General features: G+C 66.4%; 13 protein-coding genes. 7 read left to right on the top strand and 6 right to left on the bottom strand.

The features are described from left to right. Positions 1-156 precede the first annotated feature (156 nt). From ACMDW7_RS10545 to ACMDW7_RS10535, 3 genes are read right to left on the bottom strand one after another with little or no spacing between them, the layout of a single operon-like run. Entirely contained in the window at positions 157-1,341 is a 1,185-nt protein-coding gene (locus tag ACMDW7_RS10545) for an ABC transporter permease (RefSeq protein WP_377300804.1), read from the bottom strand. Continuing rightward, entirely contained in the window at positions 1,338-2,117 is a 780-nt protein-coding gene (locus ACMDW7_RS10540) for an ATP-binding cassette domain-containing protein (protein WP_377300806.1), read from the bottom strand. The genes ACMDW7_RS10545 and ACMDW7_RS10540 overlap by 4 nt, the downstream gene beginning before the upstream one ends. Further along, positions 2,114-3,664, bottom strand: coding sequence for an alpha/beta hydrolase (locus tag ACMDW7_RS10535; protein ID WP_377300808.1), 1,551 nt, complete (start codon positions 3,662-3,664; stop codon positions 2,114-2,116). Before ACMDW7_RS10535 ends, ACMDW7_RS10540 begins: the two co-directional genes overlap by 4 nt. Positions 3,665-3,943: 279 nt before the next feature. Here ACMDW7_RS10535 and ACMDW7_RS10530 point away from each other — a divergent pair, with 279 nt between their 5' ends. Continuing rightward, on the top strand, positions 3,944-4,417 hold the full coding sequence (locus ACMDW7_RS10530; RefSeq protein WP_377300810.1) for a DUF6152 family protein: 474 nt from the start codon (positions 3,944-3,946) through the stop codon (positions 4,415-4,417). A gap of 46 nt (positions 4,418-4,463) precedes the next feature. Here the strand turns inward: ACMDW7_RS10530 and ACMDW7_RS10525 are convergent, their stop codons facing one another. Beyond that, positions 4,464-5,000 carry a bactofilin family protein gene (locus ACMDW7_RS10525; protein ID WP_377300812.1) on the bottom strand — a complete coding sequence of 179 codons (537 nt, stop codon included), beginning with the start codon at positions 4,998-5,000 and terminating at the stop codon, positions 4,464-4,466. A 440-nt stretch (positions 5,001-5,440) separates the two neighbouring features. Between ACMDW7_RS10525 and ACMDW7_RS10520 the strand changes: the two genes are divergently transcribed. The 4 genes from ACMDW7_RS10520 to ACMDW7_RS10505 all read left to right on the top strand — a co-directional run bounded on the left by ACMDW7_RS10520 (position 5,441) and on the right by ACMDW7_RS10505 (position 10,392). Beyond that, complete coding sequence (locus ACMDW7_RS10520) at positions 5,441-6,325, top strand: DMT family transporter (RefSeq protein ID WP_377302513.1); 885 nt, start codon at positions 5,441-5,443, stop codon at positions 6,323-6,325. 1 nt (position 6,326) lies between these two features. Beyond that, positions 6,327-7,316: a quinone oxidoreductase family protein gene (locus ACMDW7_RS10515; protein ID WP_377300814.1), complete on the top strand. Its 990-nt coding sequence runs from the start codon at positions 6,327-6,329 to the stop codon at positions 7,314-7,316. A gap of 178 nt (positions 7,317-7,494) precedes the next feature. After that, positions 7,495-9,567: a DUF1631 family protein gene (locus ACMDW7_RS10510; protein ID WP_377300816.1), complete on the top strand. Its 2,073-nt coding sequence runs from the start codon at positions 7,495-7,497 to the stop codon at positions 9,565-9,567. A gap of 246 nt (positions 9,568-9,813) precedes the next feature. Next, positions 9,814-10,392 carry a DUF3617 family protein gene (locus tag ACMDW7_RS10505; protein ID WP_377300818.1) on the top strand — a complete coding sequence of 193 codons (579 nt, stop codon included), beginning with the start codon at positions 9,814-9,816 and terminating at the stop codon, positions 10,390-10,392. Positions 10,393-10,641: 249 nt separating this feature from the next. Here the strand turns inward: ACMDW7_RS10505 and ACMDW7_RS10500 are convergent, their stop codons facing one another. Both ACMDW7_RS10500 and pepN read right to left on the bottom strand, forming a co-directional pair. Further along, positions 10,642-11,679 carry a class 1 fructose-bisphosphatase gene (locus tag ACMDW7_RS10500; RefSeq protein ID WP_377300820.1) on the bottom strand — a complete coding sequence of 346 codons (1,038 nt, stop codon included), beginning with the start codon at positions 11,677-11,679 and terminating at the stop codon, positions 10,642-10,644. Between the two features lie 10 nt (positions 11,680-11,689). Further along, entirely contained in the window at positions 11,690-14,413 is a 2,724-nt protein-coding gene (gene pepN / locus ACMDW7_RS10495; protein WP_377300822.1) for an aminopeptidase N, read from the bottom strand. Positions 14,414-14,703: 290 nt separating this feature from the next. Here pepN and ACMDW7_RS10490 point away from each other — a divergent pair, with 290 nt between their 5' ends. Next, on the top strand, positions 14,704-15,378 hold the full coding sequence (locus ACMDW7_RS10490; RefSeq protein WP_377300824.1) for a DUF4136 domain-containing protein: 675 nt from the start codon (positions 14,704-14,706) through the stop codon (positions 15,376-15,378). 3 nt (positions 15,379-15,381) lie between these two features. Further along, on the top strand, positions 15,382-16,431 hold the full coding sequence (gene earP, locus ACMDW7_RS10485) for an elongation factor P maturation arginine rhamnosyltransferase EarP (protein WP_377300826.1): 1,050 nt from the start codon (positions 15,382-15,384) through the stop codon (positions 16,429-16,431). Positions 16,432-16,500: the final 69 nt, after the last annotated feature.

Raw genomic sequence — 16,500 nt, 5'->3', positions numbered from 1 at the left:
TTGGCAGTGTCAATTGAACATTGAAAATAGATCGTTTTTCTGATCATTTTTCAATTGATTGTTGAAAATTAATCAGGCCCGCAGCCAAGGGCTGGGGCCTGACGAAGTGGCATCGCTTGCCGCCCGGCGCTTGCAGCGCCGTGTGGATTCAGCAGATCAGGACCGGCCGAAGATGATCCGCTCCCGAGCCAGCAGGTTCTTCTGCAGGGCCATGAAGATCACCGCTGCGGCCAGCGCCACCAGGGCGGGCAGGGCGATGTCGAGTGCGCCCAGCGCCTCACCGCGCACCACGCGCTCCATCGTGAACTGCTGCGCCAGGCCGGGCACGAAGAGTTGCCAGAGCTGGTCCTTCTGCTTGATGAACAGACTCGTGATCGGCAGGAAGTTGAAGATCAGCATGAAGTAGCTGGCGTAGGTCTGCGCCTCCTTGAAGCTGCGCCCGAAGGTGGACACCAGCATGAGCCCCGCGGCGATGAAGCCCGCGAAGGGGATCAGGATGCCGATCAGCATCAACACCTGCGGCGTGGAGAGCTGCATGATCGAGGCCAGCGCCTCGCTGCGGATCAGCTGCGTGGACACCCACATCCCCACCACCGTGAGCAGGATCACCGCGCAGCCGTAGAGCGTGACCGTGAGCCACTTGCCCGCGACGATGGCGCTGCGCTCGCCCGGCGTGGTGAGCAGGGGTTCGAGCGAGCCGCGCTCACGTTCGCCGGCCGTGACGTCGATGGCCACGCTCAGCATGCCGCCAATGCAGGCCAGAAGCGCCACCCAGGGCACGATGAACAGGATCTGAGCACCCCGCGCCTGCGCGGTGGCCATGTCGATCCGCTCCAGATCCACGGCCTGCATCACGCCCGGCGACATGCCCAGGGCGATCAGGCGCTGGCTGCCCACCTCGCGGTTGTAGCCCCGCACCGCCTCGGTGGCGATGCTGATGGACGGCCCGGCGCTCGTGCGGGTCGACTCGAATACCACCTCGATGGGCGCCTTCTCGCCGTGCGTGAGCTTCTCGGCGAACTTGGGGCCGGGCCGCACCACGGCGCGCTGGAAGTCGCCGCTGCGGATCTTGGCTTCGTAGTCCGCCGGCGGCTCCTTGATGGTCAGGCCCTGGCGCTGCATGAAGTTGATCAGGCCGGGCATCTGGTCGGCGCCCGCGACATAGACCTCACGCCTTTCCGCGTCGCGCTCAATGCTGCCGATGAACTCGCCCATCAGGAACAGCGACAGCGGCCCGGACAGGATGGAGACCGTGAGCACGGTCATGATGGTGCGGCGGTCGCGCAGGCTGTCGATCAGCTCCTTGCGCAGCACCGAGGAGAAGAATTTCGAGAGGCTCATACCTGCGCTCCCTGTGCGAAGTGTTCCTGATACTGATCAGGGAAGGCCAGTTTGAGAAAGGCTTCTTCCATGTCCGCCGCGTCTGCGCGCTGCTGCAGTTCGTCCACCGTGCCCTGCGCCACCGTGGTGCCCGCGCTGATGATCACGACCTCATCGGCCAGCGCCGCGACCTCCTGCATGATGTGGGTGGACAGCAGGATGCACTTGCCAGAGGAGCGCAGGTTCTTCAACAGCTCGCGCAGCAGGCGGATGGTCATGATGTCCAGGCCGTTGGTGGGCTCGTCCAGGATCAGGTTGGGCGGGTCGTGGATCAGCGCGCGCGCCAGCGCCACCTTCATGCGCTCGCCCTGCGAGAAGCCCTCGGTGCGGCGGTCGATGATCGACTGCAGGCCAAGCTGGTGCACCAGGATGTCCATGCGGTGTTCGATGGCTTGCGCCGTCATGCCCTGCAGCTCACCGAAGTAGCGCACGTTTTCGCGTGCCGTCAGCCGTGTGTAGAGGCCGCGCGCGTCCGAAAGCACACCCAGGCGGGCGCGCACCTTCACGGCATCTTTATGGGCATCCAGCCCATCCACAAGCGCCTGCCCGGCCGAGGGCTCGACCAGCGTGCAGAGCATGCGCATGGTGGTGGTCTTGCCCGCGCCGTTCGGCCCGAGCAGGGCAGTGATCAGGCCATCGCGTGCCACAAAGCTGGCGTGGCTGACCGCGTGCACCGTCTTGGCCTGCTTGCCCTTGCCGGTGGTGAAGCTCTTGCTGAGGTCTTTGGACTCGATCATTTCGTGCTCCCTGCTTGGGCGTTGCCGGCTTTGGGTGCGTCTGCGCTCGGCCGCTGTGGCGGCTCATAGAAGGTGGGGCGGGGCAGCTTGGCCAGGCATGTGCCGTCGAGCTTTTCCTTGCCTTCGGTCTTCACAAAGGTCTCGATCAGCTTGCTCGCGCAGGGCTGACCGCTGACGATGTGGCCGATGTTGGGTGCCACCAGGTGCTGGGCATCGCTGAACCAGCCAGTCACCTTGTTGCCTTCGGCGGGGGGCGTGACGGGATCCAGGCCGCCCGACAGCACGAGGGTGGGACGGTCGTGCTTGACCGGTGCGTAGTACGCCGCCGGAATCTGCGGCTGCGGAAAGCCCTTGCACATGCCGCGGTACTGCTCCACAAACGCGGTGCCAAAGCGCGTCTTGGCGGCTTGTGCGATGTTGGCGTCGTTCAGCTGAGGCAGATCCTCGGCACAGACCACAGCCAGGTGCATGCCCATGGACATTTCATCTTCCATGCCACCGGCCAAGGCGTTGGACAGTGCCAGCATCGGGTCGCCATCGCCGGCGGCGGCACGCGCAACCGCCTGCGGCAGCATGGCGGACAGACCGGGCGCGTACAGCGGTGTGCGCAACGCGGAGACCACGGCGTTGCGCGGCACGGTGTAGCTCTTCTTCTGACCGGAATACGCGTCGGTCAGCGCCAGGGTGCTGGTGGGCTGGGTGAACAGGGCGTCAACGCGTTGCGCAAAGTCCGGGTAGCGCTTGGCGCAGGCGGCGTCCTTGGCGCAGGCTTCGATCAGGTTGCTGACCATCGCGTCGCCGTCGCGGGCAATCGAGACTGGCAGCGGCATGTCGGCCGGGGCTACGCCATCCAGCATCAGGGTGCGCACTCGCTGCGGGAACTGGCGGGTGTATTCGATCGCCGCCCGGGTTCCGTAGCTGCCGCCCCAGAGGTTGATGCGCTCGGCGCCGAGCTTGGCGCGGATGGCGTCGAAGTCCTGCACCGCGATGTGAGTGGCATAGCCGGCCAGGTCGTTGTTCGCGGCCAGCGTCTGCTGACAGCGGTTGATCACGGCAATCTGCGCCTGCGGATCGAGGCTCTTGTCCATGTCGGCATAGAGCTCGCGCATCGGGCACTCCAGGCCGTTGGACTGGCCGGTGCCGCGCTGATCGATGAAGATCAGGTCGCGCTTGCGGTTCAGGGCGCCGAAGACCTTGCTCATTGGCGCGGCGATCTTCAGGCCGTGCTGGCCCGGGCCGCCGGCAAGCAGCACGATCGGGTCCGGCTCCTTGTAGCGGGCCTGGGCTGGCAGCACGGCGAACTTGACCTCGATCTCGCGGCTGCCCGGGTTGGCCGGGTTTTCCTTGACCTTGACCGAGCCGCAGCGCGCTTCCTGCTCCAGGTCAGGCAGACGACAAGCGGTGGTGGCGGCCAGAAGCGGGTCCGTCTGCTGCGGGCCTTTACAGGCCGCCAGCAGCGTCAGGCCCATCGCGGCCGAGCCCGCCGCGATGGCCAGCCGAGCAGCACGGCGCGCTGGCGCGGGCCCATGCGGTGTCTTGCGATTCATTGTGGACTCCCTGTGGATGGGGCGTGCCCGGTGGTGCCGAAACACGATGGCCGCGACTGTACCGAGCCGCGATGACGCGCAGGGCCCACGGCGCGGCGAATGGCCGGGCGCGTGCGATCAATGGACGGAACTTGGCGCCGAATGGTCGGGCTGGAAGGGTGGCCGGGCGCGCATGCCCTGCCGGTGATCAGAGTGGATGGGGAGATTCCGGATGGTCGGGCAACCGCTGCGCCCACACACTGGCAGCATCATCAGCCCTTGCCTCAGCGAGACTCACGCATGAAACGCCGCCACGTCCTGTTTGCTGGAACGTCCGCTCTGCTGCTGCCGCGCGCCATGGCGCACCACGGCTGGGGCAGCTTCGATGAAAGCCAGCCCATCTATTTGGAAGGTGTGGTCAAGCAGGTCACCTGGGTCAACCCGCATGCCACGTTGGTGATCGAGATGCCGGCCAATGCCGCGTTGCCGGCCGATCTGGCCAGCCGCAAGCTGCCCGCGCAGGAGCGCGCCGTGGACGCGGCGGCCATCCTGAGCAAGACCCGGGCTGCGGCCAAGCGCGGTGAATGGACCGTGGAACTCGCGCCGCTGAACCGCATGCAGGCCTGGCAGGTGCCGGAAACCAAGGTCGGGGAACGCGTTGCGCTCATCGGCTACACCTACGCCAATGAACAAGGCCCGCAAAGGCTGCGGGCCGAGTATCTGTTTGCCGGGGGGCAGGCTTACGGGCTTCGGTCTTTGCCGGTGAGAGGCTGACCGCCTTGCCTCGGGAATGCGGAGGGCAGGGTGATCCCGGCTCCTCTCAATACTCCGACATCGTCTGCGGGTTGAGCGTGTCCTGCGTAACCGCACTGGTGGGCTGGAACAGCGAGGCGTGGCGCTTCTGCGCCGGGCGGGCGGCGTCGCCGGGACGCACCATGCGCTTGACGTTGCCCTTCACCTCGGCCCCCTTCCAGAGCACGATCTCGCCGAAGCGCACCTTGCCGTTGATCTGTGCCGTGGCATAGACGGTGAGTTTGCCGCGGACGATCAGTTCGCCATCAAAGCGGCCGCGGATCTCGGCATTCATGCACTTGGCCTCCCCTTTGACGCTGCCCTTGCGGCCCACCACGAGGTGGCGCACCTTCATGTCGCCTTCCATTTCCCCATCGATCTGCGCGGTGCCGCACTCCAGACGATCGGCCAGCTTGATGTGGATGTCTGTGCCGAGGCTGAAGCTGCTGTGCAGGGCGGCGTTGCTGTCCGATGCCGCGGGCCGCAGCGCCTGATCCGGCGTGGGCACGGGCTGGGTTTCGTGCGCAGCGCGGGTGGGGGTGAGCAGTTTGTTGAGCAGTTCCATGACGTCCCCAAGGATCGTTCTTCTCGCAGTGAACAGCGCCTGATTCAGCTTAGGCTGAACTGAGCGACGTGTGCGTCAAAGCAATGCGTGTGCCAAGACGTCACGAACGTGAAAGGCGAGTCTGCGCCTGTTCGCAGCGCTTTGCGCGCGCTGCGGTGCAACAGCTCGTAACAGGACTGACATGTTTCGTCCCGCAGTGGGTGCGAGCAGCGACAGGCCTGGACGCTGCAGTCGACAGGGCGATCCCTGCGGATAGGCCGGTGCGGCGGTAGGGCGGGGTCAGGTAGCCGCCCATAATGCGGACACAGACCCTTCACGGCGCAGCGGTTCGGGCCTGAGCAAGCCCAGCTGTCGCCCCTGCACCGATCGCCGATTTGACGCAGTCCGCCCTGCCACCCGCCAATCCGCCCAGCCCGCGCGCCCAGTACTTGAGCGGCTTGATGCTGGCCGCCGTCGGGGCGATCTGCTTCTCCGGCAAGGCCATCGTGGCCAAGCTGATGTACCGCGAGGGGCTGGATGCCGTCTCTGTCATCGCGCTGCGCATGCTGGTGGCGTTGCCGTTTTTCATGGCCATGGCCTGGTGGTCGATGCGCGCGGCCTCGAGCCCGCCCAAACTGGCCCGCGCAGACTGGCTCAAGCTCGCCGGGCTCGGCCTGATTGGCTATTACGTCTCCAGCATGCTGGACTTCCTGGGCCTGCAGTACATCAGTGCCGGCCTGGAGCGTCTGATCCTGTTCCTGACACCGTCGATCGTCCTGCTGATGAGCGTGGCCCTGCTCAAACGGCGAGTCACCAGCCGGGAATGGACCTCGCTGGCGGTCGCGTACTCGGGCATCGTGCTCGTCTTCTGGCACGACGTGCACTTGGGCGGGCGCGTGGTCTGGCTGGGCGCCGGGCTGGTGTTTGCCAGCGCCGTCACGTATGCCGTGTACCTGCTAGGCAGTGGCGAACTGGTGAAGCGCCTGGGCAGCCTGCGGCTGGTGGCACTGGCCATGATCGTGGCCAGTCTGGCCTGCATTGCACAGTACGCGCTGCTACGGCCGCTGGGCAGCTTGGTCGTACAGACCCCGACGGTCTGGGTGCTGGCGCTCATCAACGGCACCCTTTGCACGGTGGTGCCAGTCCTGATGACCATGATGGCGGTGGAACGCATCGGCGCAGGCAATGCGGCGCAGGCCGGGATGATTGGTCCGGTGTCCACGCTGTTCCTGGGCTTCTGGTTGCTCTCCGAGCCGATTACCCTTTTGCAATTGGCGGGTACCGCGCTGGTACTGGCCGGCATGTTCATCCTCTCGCTGAAAAAGCCCCTCCAAGGAGATTCCTGACATGGCATCCGTGATCACCAAGGCCGTCCGCATCCACGCCAATGGCGGTGTGGAACAGCTCAGCTATGAAGACGTGGAAGTCGGTGATCCGGGTGCTGGGCAGGTCCGCATCCGCAACACCGCCATCGGCCTGAACTTCATCGACGTCTACTTCCGCACCGGCCTGTATCCCGCGCCCAGCCTGCCGCTGACACTGGGCTTCGAGGCCGCCGGTGTGGTCGATGCCGTGGGCGAGGGCGTGAGCCACGTGAAGGTGGGCGACCGCGTGGCCTACTGCCAGGGGCCGCACGGTGCCTACGCTGGCTACAAGCTGCACCCGGCCAGCCAGGTCATCAAGCTGCCCAAGTTCGTCACGGACGAGCAGGCGGCGGCCTCGATGCTCAAGGGCCTGACGGTGCAGTATCTGTTTCGCCAGACCTATCGCCTGCAGGGCGGCGAGACCATCCTGTTCCATGCGGCGGCCGGCGGCGTGGGGCTGATTGCGTGCCAGTGGGCCAAGGCCCTGAAGGTCAAGCTGATCGGCACGGTGTCCAGTGCCGAGAAGGCCGCCATCGCCAAAGCTCACGGCGCTTGGGAGACCATCAACAGCAAGACCGAAAACATTGCCGAGCGCGTGAGTGCGCTCACCAAGGGTGCCAAGTGCCCTGTGGTATATGACAGCGTGGGCAAGGACACCTGGATGGCCAGCCTCGACAGCGTGCAGCAGCGAGGGCTGGTGGTGAGCTACGGCAACGCCAGTGGCCCCGTGGATGGCGTGAACATCGGCATCCTGGCGGCCAAGGGCTCGTTGTTCCTCACGCGCCCCACGCTGGGCACGCACGTCAACACCCTTGAGAAGCTGCAGGCGGCAGCCGACGATCTCTTTGCCATGGTCAAGAGCAAAAAGATCAAGTTGGAAGTGGCCAGCACCTACCCGCTGGCCGAAGTCGGCCGCGCCCATACGCAGCTTGAGAGCCGCGCCACCACAGGCGCAACCGTGCTGCTGCCCTAGCCCCCACGCCCCGCCACCGGGCTGAGGCGGCTCTCCCCAACGGGCGGGAGTTCCCTCGGTAGCCCGGGCGGCGCCAGAGCGCCGTTCTGGGGCATCATTCGGCTTGGTCAAAACGTAAACAAACGCAAGCTCGCGCGACCCCGGATCGAGGGTGTCGCGCGGCAGCCACTCCTCATCCGTGTCCGACAAGCTCACCGTCATCCGGGAATCGCTCGCCAACGCCTGCAAGATTGCAGCGATGGAGTTCGTCAAGCTCCCGGAAGTCACGCCCGAGGCCGAAGACGCCATCATGCACGTCATGCGGCAGGCCGCTCGGCAGTCGACCGATGCGCCCAAGCTCTACTGGGCGGCCGAGGAAAAGCTCAAGACCGAGTTCCCCGCCCGTCTGCAGTCGCGGATGGCCATGGCATGCGAAATGCTGCTCAACCGCGCCCAACGCAAGCTCATGCCGCTGACCGCCGCGCAGATGGAGCTTCTGGCGGACGACGAGCTCGACCGTCGCCTCGCCGTGACGGACTTCTCGCGGCGACTGAGCGTGGTCAATGACGCAGCGATCGACATGATCAATTACCGCATCAAGCGGTTCCTGCGCTCTGCCAGCCTGGGCACGGTGGAAATCAACGCGCCCGAGAACCCCTTCGGTCCTTCGCTGATGTTGGACACCCTGGCGCGATTCTGGGATGAGTGCGCCGCGCCGCTGGGTGGTTCGCCCACGCTGCTCAGGCACTACGGCGAGAGCCTGATCCCCAATTTGCAGAGCTGCTACGCCAAGCTGAACGCCTATCTGGAGTCTGTTCATCCGCTGGAGCAGGTGGCCGCGCCTGCACCTGGCTACGGCTCGGTGGGTTTGGGCGTGCTGGCTCCCGTGGAGGTGGCGGTGCCGCCGCCCCCGGCCCCCCCGCCGCCAGCCGATACCCTGGCCAGCCTCACATCAACCCCGGACCCCGAACTGCAGCGCGCCGTGAAGGCCCAGGGTGCCAGCCGGCCCGGCCTGCGTTTTGGTCTGCCACCGGCCGGCGAGAGCCGCGCATCGAGCTTTCCCACGCTTGAGATGGCCCTGGATGATGCGCCAGCTGGAGCGCCTGCGTCAGCCGCGGCAACGGCAGTGCCGTCTCGAGCTGCAGCAGCGGCCGAGGCGCCTGCGCCTGAAGTCACCAGTCGGGCCGGCCCCGGTACCCTCTGGGAGCTGCTCTGCAAGAGCACCGGTGCGGCCGCGCTTTCTGAAGACGACTCGGACGTGCTGCAGTTGCTCTCGAACAATCTCGAGCTGCTGATCAAGGACAAGCGCCTGCTGCCCGCCGTGCAGGCCGGCATTCAGGCCATCAAGCAGCCGCTGCTGGTCTATGCCCTCAGAAATCGCAGCTTCTTTGTGGCGCCTGCGGACCCCGTGCGTGGCGCGCTGACCCATCTCAGCACCCTGAGCGCCAACCGCTCCATGGACGCGGCTCAATTCGGCCAGATCACGCTCAGCCTGGTCGAGCGAGTCGGGCGCGCCGCCCGCGGTGAGGTTGTATCTGCCACACCGGCGCCCGCTGCGTCCGGCGCTGACGCGCTGAGCAGCGTGACCGACGCTGCCGCGCGTGTGGCCAAGCAGGACCGTGCGGAGCGCAAGCGGGTAGCACTGGCCGTCGCGCGCGCACACATCGAGAAAGTGACTGCCGACAAGACGGTGCCGGCCTTCGTGCGCAGCATGATCGACACACAGTGGGTCAAGGTGCTCGCAGCGGCCGACATGAAGCGCCCGGCTGACGACAGCCGCTGGAATGAGGCCGCGCGCACCCTGGATACCCTGATCTGGAGTCTGCGCCCGCCGGGCAGCGCGGTATTCGGCAAGGCGTTGCGGGCCGAGTTGCACGGTTTGCTCAAGGGGCTGAACGCGGGTTTCGACCGTGCCGGCTGGACTGATGATGGGCGCAGCGACTTCATGGTCGAACTCGCGCGCGTGCATTTCGTGGCCATGCAAGGCACAGGTGCCGATGGACCTGCTCGTGCCGCCGAGCCAGAACCCGCGCCCGAGCCGCCGCCGGCTGACTCGCCTGCGGCGCTTGCTGCCCAGCTGGAGCCTTTCGTGCTGGACGCGCAGGTCCAGCTGGCTGATGGCAATGGCGGCTGGAGCGCCTGGCGGGTGACCTGGGTCAGCCCCATGCGCAAGCGCTTCGTGATCGGCAATCCTCAGGCTGGCACCTCGCGCACGCTCACGGACGCCGAGCTGCGCGACGAGCTCGCCGCCGGCCGAATCCGGATCGGGTAGGCGGCTGCCACCCGGCGCGGGGCCGATATCAACCGCAGTCCGGCCGGATTCCGGCCCAAGCTGCGCGCCCCGGCGGCCCGCAGCGGCCAGCAAGTCCGCGGCGGCTTACGCAGGGGATCGCCAGCGGCGCGCCCGCGATCTACAGTGTGCCCGGCTTGCCGCACTGCACTGGACGCTCGCACGCACGGCAAGCACCCAGTCGACAGACTCAGATCGCTGACACAGCACAGATACGGGGAGAAGGCCATGAATCCAGCAATGGTGCGCGCATTGGCGTGGGCCGCGCTTGCAACGACATGCCTTGCGGCGACACCGGCGCAGGCCCAGATGAAGGCAGGGCTCTGGGAGACACGTGTCATCAAGCAGACGCTCAATGGCGAGGATCTGAGCGCCAAGATGGGCGATGCCCAGAAGCGCATGCAGGAGGCGATGGCCAGGATGACACCCGAGCAGCGCAAGCAGATGGAGCAGATGATGGGCAAGCAGGGCGTGCAGCTGGGCAGCCCCGGCACCGCGCGCTTCTGCGTGAGCGCCGCCATGGCCGCTCGCCAGGAGCCGCTGCCTGACCCGGACAATCAATGCAAGAACGAGAAGTTCGTCCGCAGCGGCAATGCCGTGGACTTTGAGTTCGTCTGCACCCGGCCCGACGGCACCATGCGCGGCAAGGGCCGCACCACCTTCAGCGGCGACAGCTCGCGCACCGAGATGAACATGAGCGGCCAGCGCGCGGGCAAGCCGGTCAACATGGTGATGGAGTCGGAGTCCCGCTACCTGGGCACGGACTGCAAGGGCCTCAAGCCGATCGACGAGACCCTGCGCAAGTAGCGTCTGGGCATCGCCGGGCAGTGTGCCCGGCGGTGCATGTCAGGAATCGAAAAAATCGCCAAATCGGCCGGGATCCGCTTGCCACACGCGGAATGCGACCGATTCTATTTTCAAGCAGATAAAGAAATACCGCTCGCTATGAGCGGTATTTTCTTCATTCGCTTGAAAATCGCTGGGCCGGCGGCACTCAGTGCGCTGCCGGCTGCTGGCCCACGGCGGGCGTGCTCTCAAGCCCGGCGCCGGCTTGCCTCAGGCCGCGGCGGGCGTCTCGGTCGCATCCTGGTGGTACTGCGTCACCCGCAGCACCTCGTTCTTGCTGCCCAGCACCACGCTCACGCGCTCATGCAGCTTGCGCGGCTGCAGGGAGAGGATGCGCTCGTGGCCGTTGGTGGCGGCGCCGCCGGCCTGCTCGACGATGAAGCCCATCGGGTTGGCCTCATACATCAGGCGCAGCTTGCCCGGCTTTTCAGGCTCGCGGGCGTCCCAGGGGTACATGAAGATGCCGCCGCGGTTCAGGATGCGGTGCACATCGGCCACCATGCTGGCGATCCAGCGCATGTTGAAGTCCTTGCCGCGCGGCCCGGTCTTGCCGGCCTCGCACTCCTCCACATAGCGCTTGACCGGCGCGGCCCAGTGCCGGCGGTTGCTCATGTTGATCGCGAATTCCTTGGTGTCTTCCGGAATCTTCACGTCGCTCTGCGTCCGCACCCAGGAGCCGAGCTCGCGGTCCAGTGTGAAGATGTCCACGCCGTTGCCCACCGTGATGACGAGCTGCGTCTGCGGGCCGTAGATCGCGTAGCCGGCCGCCACCTGTGCCGTGCCCGGCTGCAGGAAGTCGTCTTCTTCCACCGGGCGCAGGTTGGTGGTGTCGGCTGGCGCCTTGAGCACCGAGAAGATGGTGCCGATGGAGACGTTCACGTCGATGTTGGAGGAGCCGTCCAGCGGATCGAACAGCAGCAGGTATTCCCCCTTGGGGTAGCGGTTGGGGATCTTGTGGATGGTTTCCATCTCCTCGGAGGCCATCGCGGCCAGGTGGCCACCCCATTCGTTGGCTTCGGTCAGCAGCTCATTGGCGATGACGTCGAGCTTCTTCTGCGCCTCGCCCTGGACGTTGTCGCTGCCGGCTTCGCCCAGGATGTCGCCCAGGGCGCCCTTGCCGACCGATACCGCAATTCGTTTGCAGGCGCGGGCCACCACCTCGATGAGCAGGCGCAGCTCCGCCGGAATGGTGCCGTTGGCGCGCTGTTCTTCGATCAGGTGCTGGGTGAGGGTGGTTCGCTTTTGCATCGAGGGTGCCTCAGATGGAAAGAGATTTGCCGATCACCTCGGCCGTGGGCTTGGACAGGCCCTTGAGTTGGGCCACTCGCTTGAGCGCGGCTTCGGCCTGAACGCGCAGCGCCGGTGCGAGCTTGCGCCAGCGGTCCATGAGGCGGGCCATGCGGGCGGCGATCTCGGGGTTGATGCGGTCGAGCTTCTCGATGGTGTCGGCCCAGAACGCGTAGCCGCTGCCGTCGGCGGCGTGGAAGCCGGCCGGGTTGCTCATGGCAAAGCCGAAGACCAGGGCGCGCATGCGGTTGGGGTTCTTGAGCGTGAAGGCCTTGTGGCGGGCCAGCTTGAGCACATCCCTGCTTCGCGTGCTGCGGGCGCTGGCCTGCAGGCGGAACCACTTGTCGATCACCAGCGCGTTGTCCTCGTAGCGCTTGTAGAAGTCCGCGAGCGGCTTCTCGGCCGCATCGGGCACGATGTTCACGAGCGCAGCCAGCGCACCCAGGCGCGCCGTCATGTTGTCGGCCTGCTTGTACTGGGCGAGCGCGGCCTTCACGGCATCGGCATCTCCGCTGTCCAGCCAGTAGGCCAGCACCATGTTGGTCAGCGCGCGGCGGCCGGCGCTGACGGGGTCGGGCGAGTAGGCCCGGGCTTTGCCGCCGGCGAGCTGGCGGTAGGTACGCGCCAAGTCCTTCTTCAGGGCCGAGGCAATGTGCTTGATCAGGAACACGCGCGCGGCGCGGATGGCCGTGGCATCGAGCTCGTCCATCTGCTCACCGATCATGACTTCGGGCGGCAGCATCAGCAGTTCGGTCTTGAAGGCGGCGTCCAGACTGTCATCGGCCAGGATCTTGGCGAACAGCTCGGGCAGAACTGCATCTGCCTCCAGGGGCTGGCCGGCGGCGGCACGTTGCGTGAGCTTGAGCAGGCGGCGCATGCCCAGGCGTTGCATGGCCTCGGCGCGGTTGAAGGCGTCGCTGTCGTGCGCCACCTGGAAGGCGAGCTGCTCGTCCGAAGCGTCCCAGCTGAGGGTGACCGGTGCGGAGAAACCGCGCAGCAGGCTGGGCAGCGGGGCATGCGGCACGTTCACAAAGGTGAAGCGCTGCTCGGCCTCGCGGAAGTCCAGTACCAGCGTGGTGGCGTGGGTGTGCGTGTCGGCCGTGGTGCTGCCTGAGAGTTGCAGCGGCATGTCGTGTCCGTCCGGGCCGATCAGGCCGACGGCAAACGGAATGTGGAAGGGCAGCTTCTCGGGTGCGCCCGGCAGGGTCTCCACGCCCACCTTGGCGCAGTGCTGCTTGAGCGTGAGGGTGTAGGTGTGGGCCGCGGCGTCGTATTCGCCACCCGCCTCGACCACCGGCGTTCCGGCCTGGGAGTACCAGCGGCGGAACTGCGTCAGGTCCACCCCGCTGGCATCCTGCATGGCGGCGGTGAAGTCGTCGCAGGTCACTGCCTGGCCGTCATGGCGCGCGAAATACAGGTCCATGCCCTTGAGGAACTTCTCTTCGCCCAGCAGGGTGTGCTGCATGCGGATGACTTCGCTGCCCTTCTCATACACCGTGGCGGTGTAGAAGTTGGCGATGTCCTGGAAGCTGTCCGGGCGGATCGGGTGGGCCATGGGGCCGGCGTCTTCCACGAACTGGCTGGCACGCAGGTCCATTACGTTGCCGATGCGCAGCACGGCACGCGCGCTGGCTGCGGCGCGGGCGTCACCCTTGGCCGCCAGAACCGCCTGCGCGGCCATGTCGGCGGAGAACTCCTGATCACGGAAGACGGTCAGGCCTTCCTTGAGCGTGAGCTGGAACCAGTCGCGGCAGGTGACGCGGTTGCCGGTCCAGTTGTGGAAGTATTCGTGGCCGACCACGGCCTCCACCCGGGCAAAGTCGTCGTCGGTTTGCGTATCTTTGTGGGCCAGCACGGCGCTGGTGTTGAAGATGTTCAGGCCCTTGTTCTCCATGGCGCCCATGTTGAAGTCGCTCACGGCGACGATCATGAAGCGCTCGAGATCGAGTTCCAGGCCGAAGCGCTGCTCATCCCAGCGGATCGAGGCCTTCAGACTGTCCATGGCCCACTGGGCGCGCTTGAGATCCTGCTTTTCCACATAGACCTGCAGCAGCTTCTTCTTGCCCGACGCGGTCTTGATGCTGTCTTCCAGTACGGCCAGCTTGCCGGCCACGAGTGCGAACAGGTAGCTGGGCTTGGGGAAGGGGTCTTCCCACTTGGCGTAGTGACGGCCGCCAGGCAGCTTGCCGGACTCGATCAGGTTGCCGTTGGACAGCAGCACCGGGTGTGCCTTGCGGTCTGCGCGCAGCATCACGGTGTATTTGGCCATCACGTCCGGGCGGTCCGGGAACCAGGTGATGCGGCGAAAGCCCTCGGCCTCACACTGGGTGAAGAAGTTGCCACGGCTTTCGTACAGGCCCATCAGGCTGCTGTTCTTGGCCGGCGCCAGCTTGGTCACGACACGCACAGTGGCGGTGTCGGGCATCTCGGCGATCGTCAGGTCTTCGCCCTCGATCTTGAAGTCACGGCCTTCCTTCAGGCGCTTGCCATTGACCTCGATCCACACCAGCGGGCATTCGCGCCCGTGCAGCACCAGGGCCGTAGTTCGAGCCGCCGGGTTGCGGCGGACCGTGAACTGCGTGGCCACCAGGGTCTTTCTGGCGTCGAGATCAAAGCCCATGTCTACGGTGTCCACCAGGAAGGCGGGCGGGGTGTAGTCCTTGCGGTAGATGGTGACGGGCGTATCGGTTCGCATGAAGATCCTTGAAAGCTTGCACGGTCGAGCCCGTCCTACACTGCAACTCGTAGTCGCTGGGTCGGGCCCGCACCCGCGCCAGCCGGGCGTGGGTCAGGGAAGGTGGGGATTGTAGGTCTGGCCCGCGGGTGCATCCGGCGTGGGAACCCGCATTCGCCTGCAGTGTCGGATCGGAAGTGATCCCCAATCGTCTGCGATGCAGCCGATGCACCGCCAGTGCCGATCCCCGGCGACCGGCGTTCACCCGCGACCGACAGCGCAGTACCGTCTTGCACATGGAGCCGAGCATCATGTTTTCGCCCTTTCGCCAGCGCGCCGGCAGCCTGCGGCGCTTCTTTCGCCTGGGTGCGGCCGCACTCGTCGTGTTTGGCCTGGCGGCCTGCGCCAGCGCGCCGCCCAAGGTACGCAGCGATGTGACGGCCTTCCACAACTGGCCGGCCAAGCTACCGAGCACCAGTTTCAGCTTCACCGTGCCCCCCGGCATGGATGGCGCCAGCATCGAGCTTCAGAACTACCAGACCCTGATCGCCGACCAGCTCGCCCGCTACGGCATCGACAAGCGGGTGGAGTCCGGCGGCGGCCTGCGCGTGAGCTTTTCCACCCAAGTCGGCTCGCGTGAGGTGAAGGTGCGCGAGCCGGTGGACCCGTTCTTCTACGGCGGCTATTACCGCCCCTGGGGCTGGGGTCCGTACTGGGGGCCCTGGGGCTTTCCGGAGCGGCAATACAACGTCGAGGTGTTCGTGCGCACACTGAAGCTGAATATCGACGACGCCAACGGCAAGCGCCTTTTCGAGACCACGGTGGTCAGCCAGGGCTGCATCCGCGAGCTCTCGGCCGTGATGCCGGCCATGATCACCGCGGCCTTCGAAGGTTTCCCCGGTGAGTCCGGCAAGACCCGCGTGGTGGAGATCCCGCTGGAACAGCCGCTTGCCGCTGCGCCCGCCCAGTCCGAACCCAAGCGCTGAGCGTTGAGCGCCACCCGGCACACCCTGGATATCTTCTGCCGCGTCATCGACAACCTCGGTGATGCGGGCGTGTGCCTGCGCCTGGCGCGCCGCATGGCCGGCGGCTTTGGTTGGTCGGTGCGGATCTTCATCGATGCGCCGGAGGTGATCGCGCCGCTGGTGCCGCCGGGTTTGACCGGTCTGGACGTGCTTCCTTGGCACGCCGCCGAGCGGGAGAGCACCGCCTTCGCGGCCTGTGTGATCGGAGCCTTTGGCTGTGACCTGCCAGCCGCCTACCGCGCCCGGATGGCGGCGCAACGGGCCGCCGGCGAATCCGCGCCGCGCTGGCTGAACCTCGAATACTTCTCCTGCGAGGACTGGGTAGCCGGCAGCCACGGCCTGCCTTCTCCACAGGCCGATGGCCTGTCCAAGCACTTCTGGATTCCCGGCTTTCGGGCGGGCAGCGCCGGGGTCACTGTGCTGCCTGACGCTTCAGCCGCTCGAGCGCCGCGCCCGGCGGGCGCACCCCTGCGCGCCTTGCTCTTCTGCTACCCCTACGCCCCCTGGGCGGCATGGATCGCGCAGGCGGGGCAGGGCAGCCAGGCCATTGAGCTATGGGTTCCGGCCGCCGGGCACGGTCTGAATGCAGCGTGCACCGGCGTTGTGACGGTTTTTCATGAACCGCTGATGGATCAGGCGCAGTTCGATGGCCGTCTGGCCGAGCTGGACTTCGCATTCGTGCGCGGTGAGGACAGCGTGGTTCAGGCCATTCTGAGCGCTGTGCCCTTCATCTGGAACATCTATGCCCAGGATGATGGCGCGCACCGCCCAAAGCTGGCGGCGCTGCTCGACTGGTGGTGTGCCGGCCTGCATCGTGACGCCGCAGCCGTTATGCAGCAGGTGCATCAGGCCTGGAACGGCCCGGGCTGGCCTCAGGCCACCACGGACGCTCCCAGCCTGTGGCAGCGCTATCTGGACGTGCTGCCCATGCTCAGCGAACACGCGCGGCGCGTGGCCCGTCGGGTGCGTGCCGAGGCCGACCTCGGAACCCGCCTGTCGCAGTGGGTGGGCTGAACGGCTAAACTCTCGGGTTTTGCGGATGGCGCCGGGCACGGCTGGATGTGCCAGGGAATCATCTGCCTG

This window comes from Piscinibacterium candidicorallinum (genome assembly GCF_047549485.1).
In the GTDB taxonomy this organism is placed as follows: domain Bacteria; phylum Pseudomonadota; class Gammaproteobacteria; order Burkholderiales; family Burkholderiaceae_C; genus Piscinibacterium; species Piscinibacterium candidicorallinum.
The sequence above is the reverse complement of the archived record's forward strand: the minus strand, read 5'-3'. Positions and strand labels throughout refer to the sequence as shown.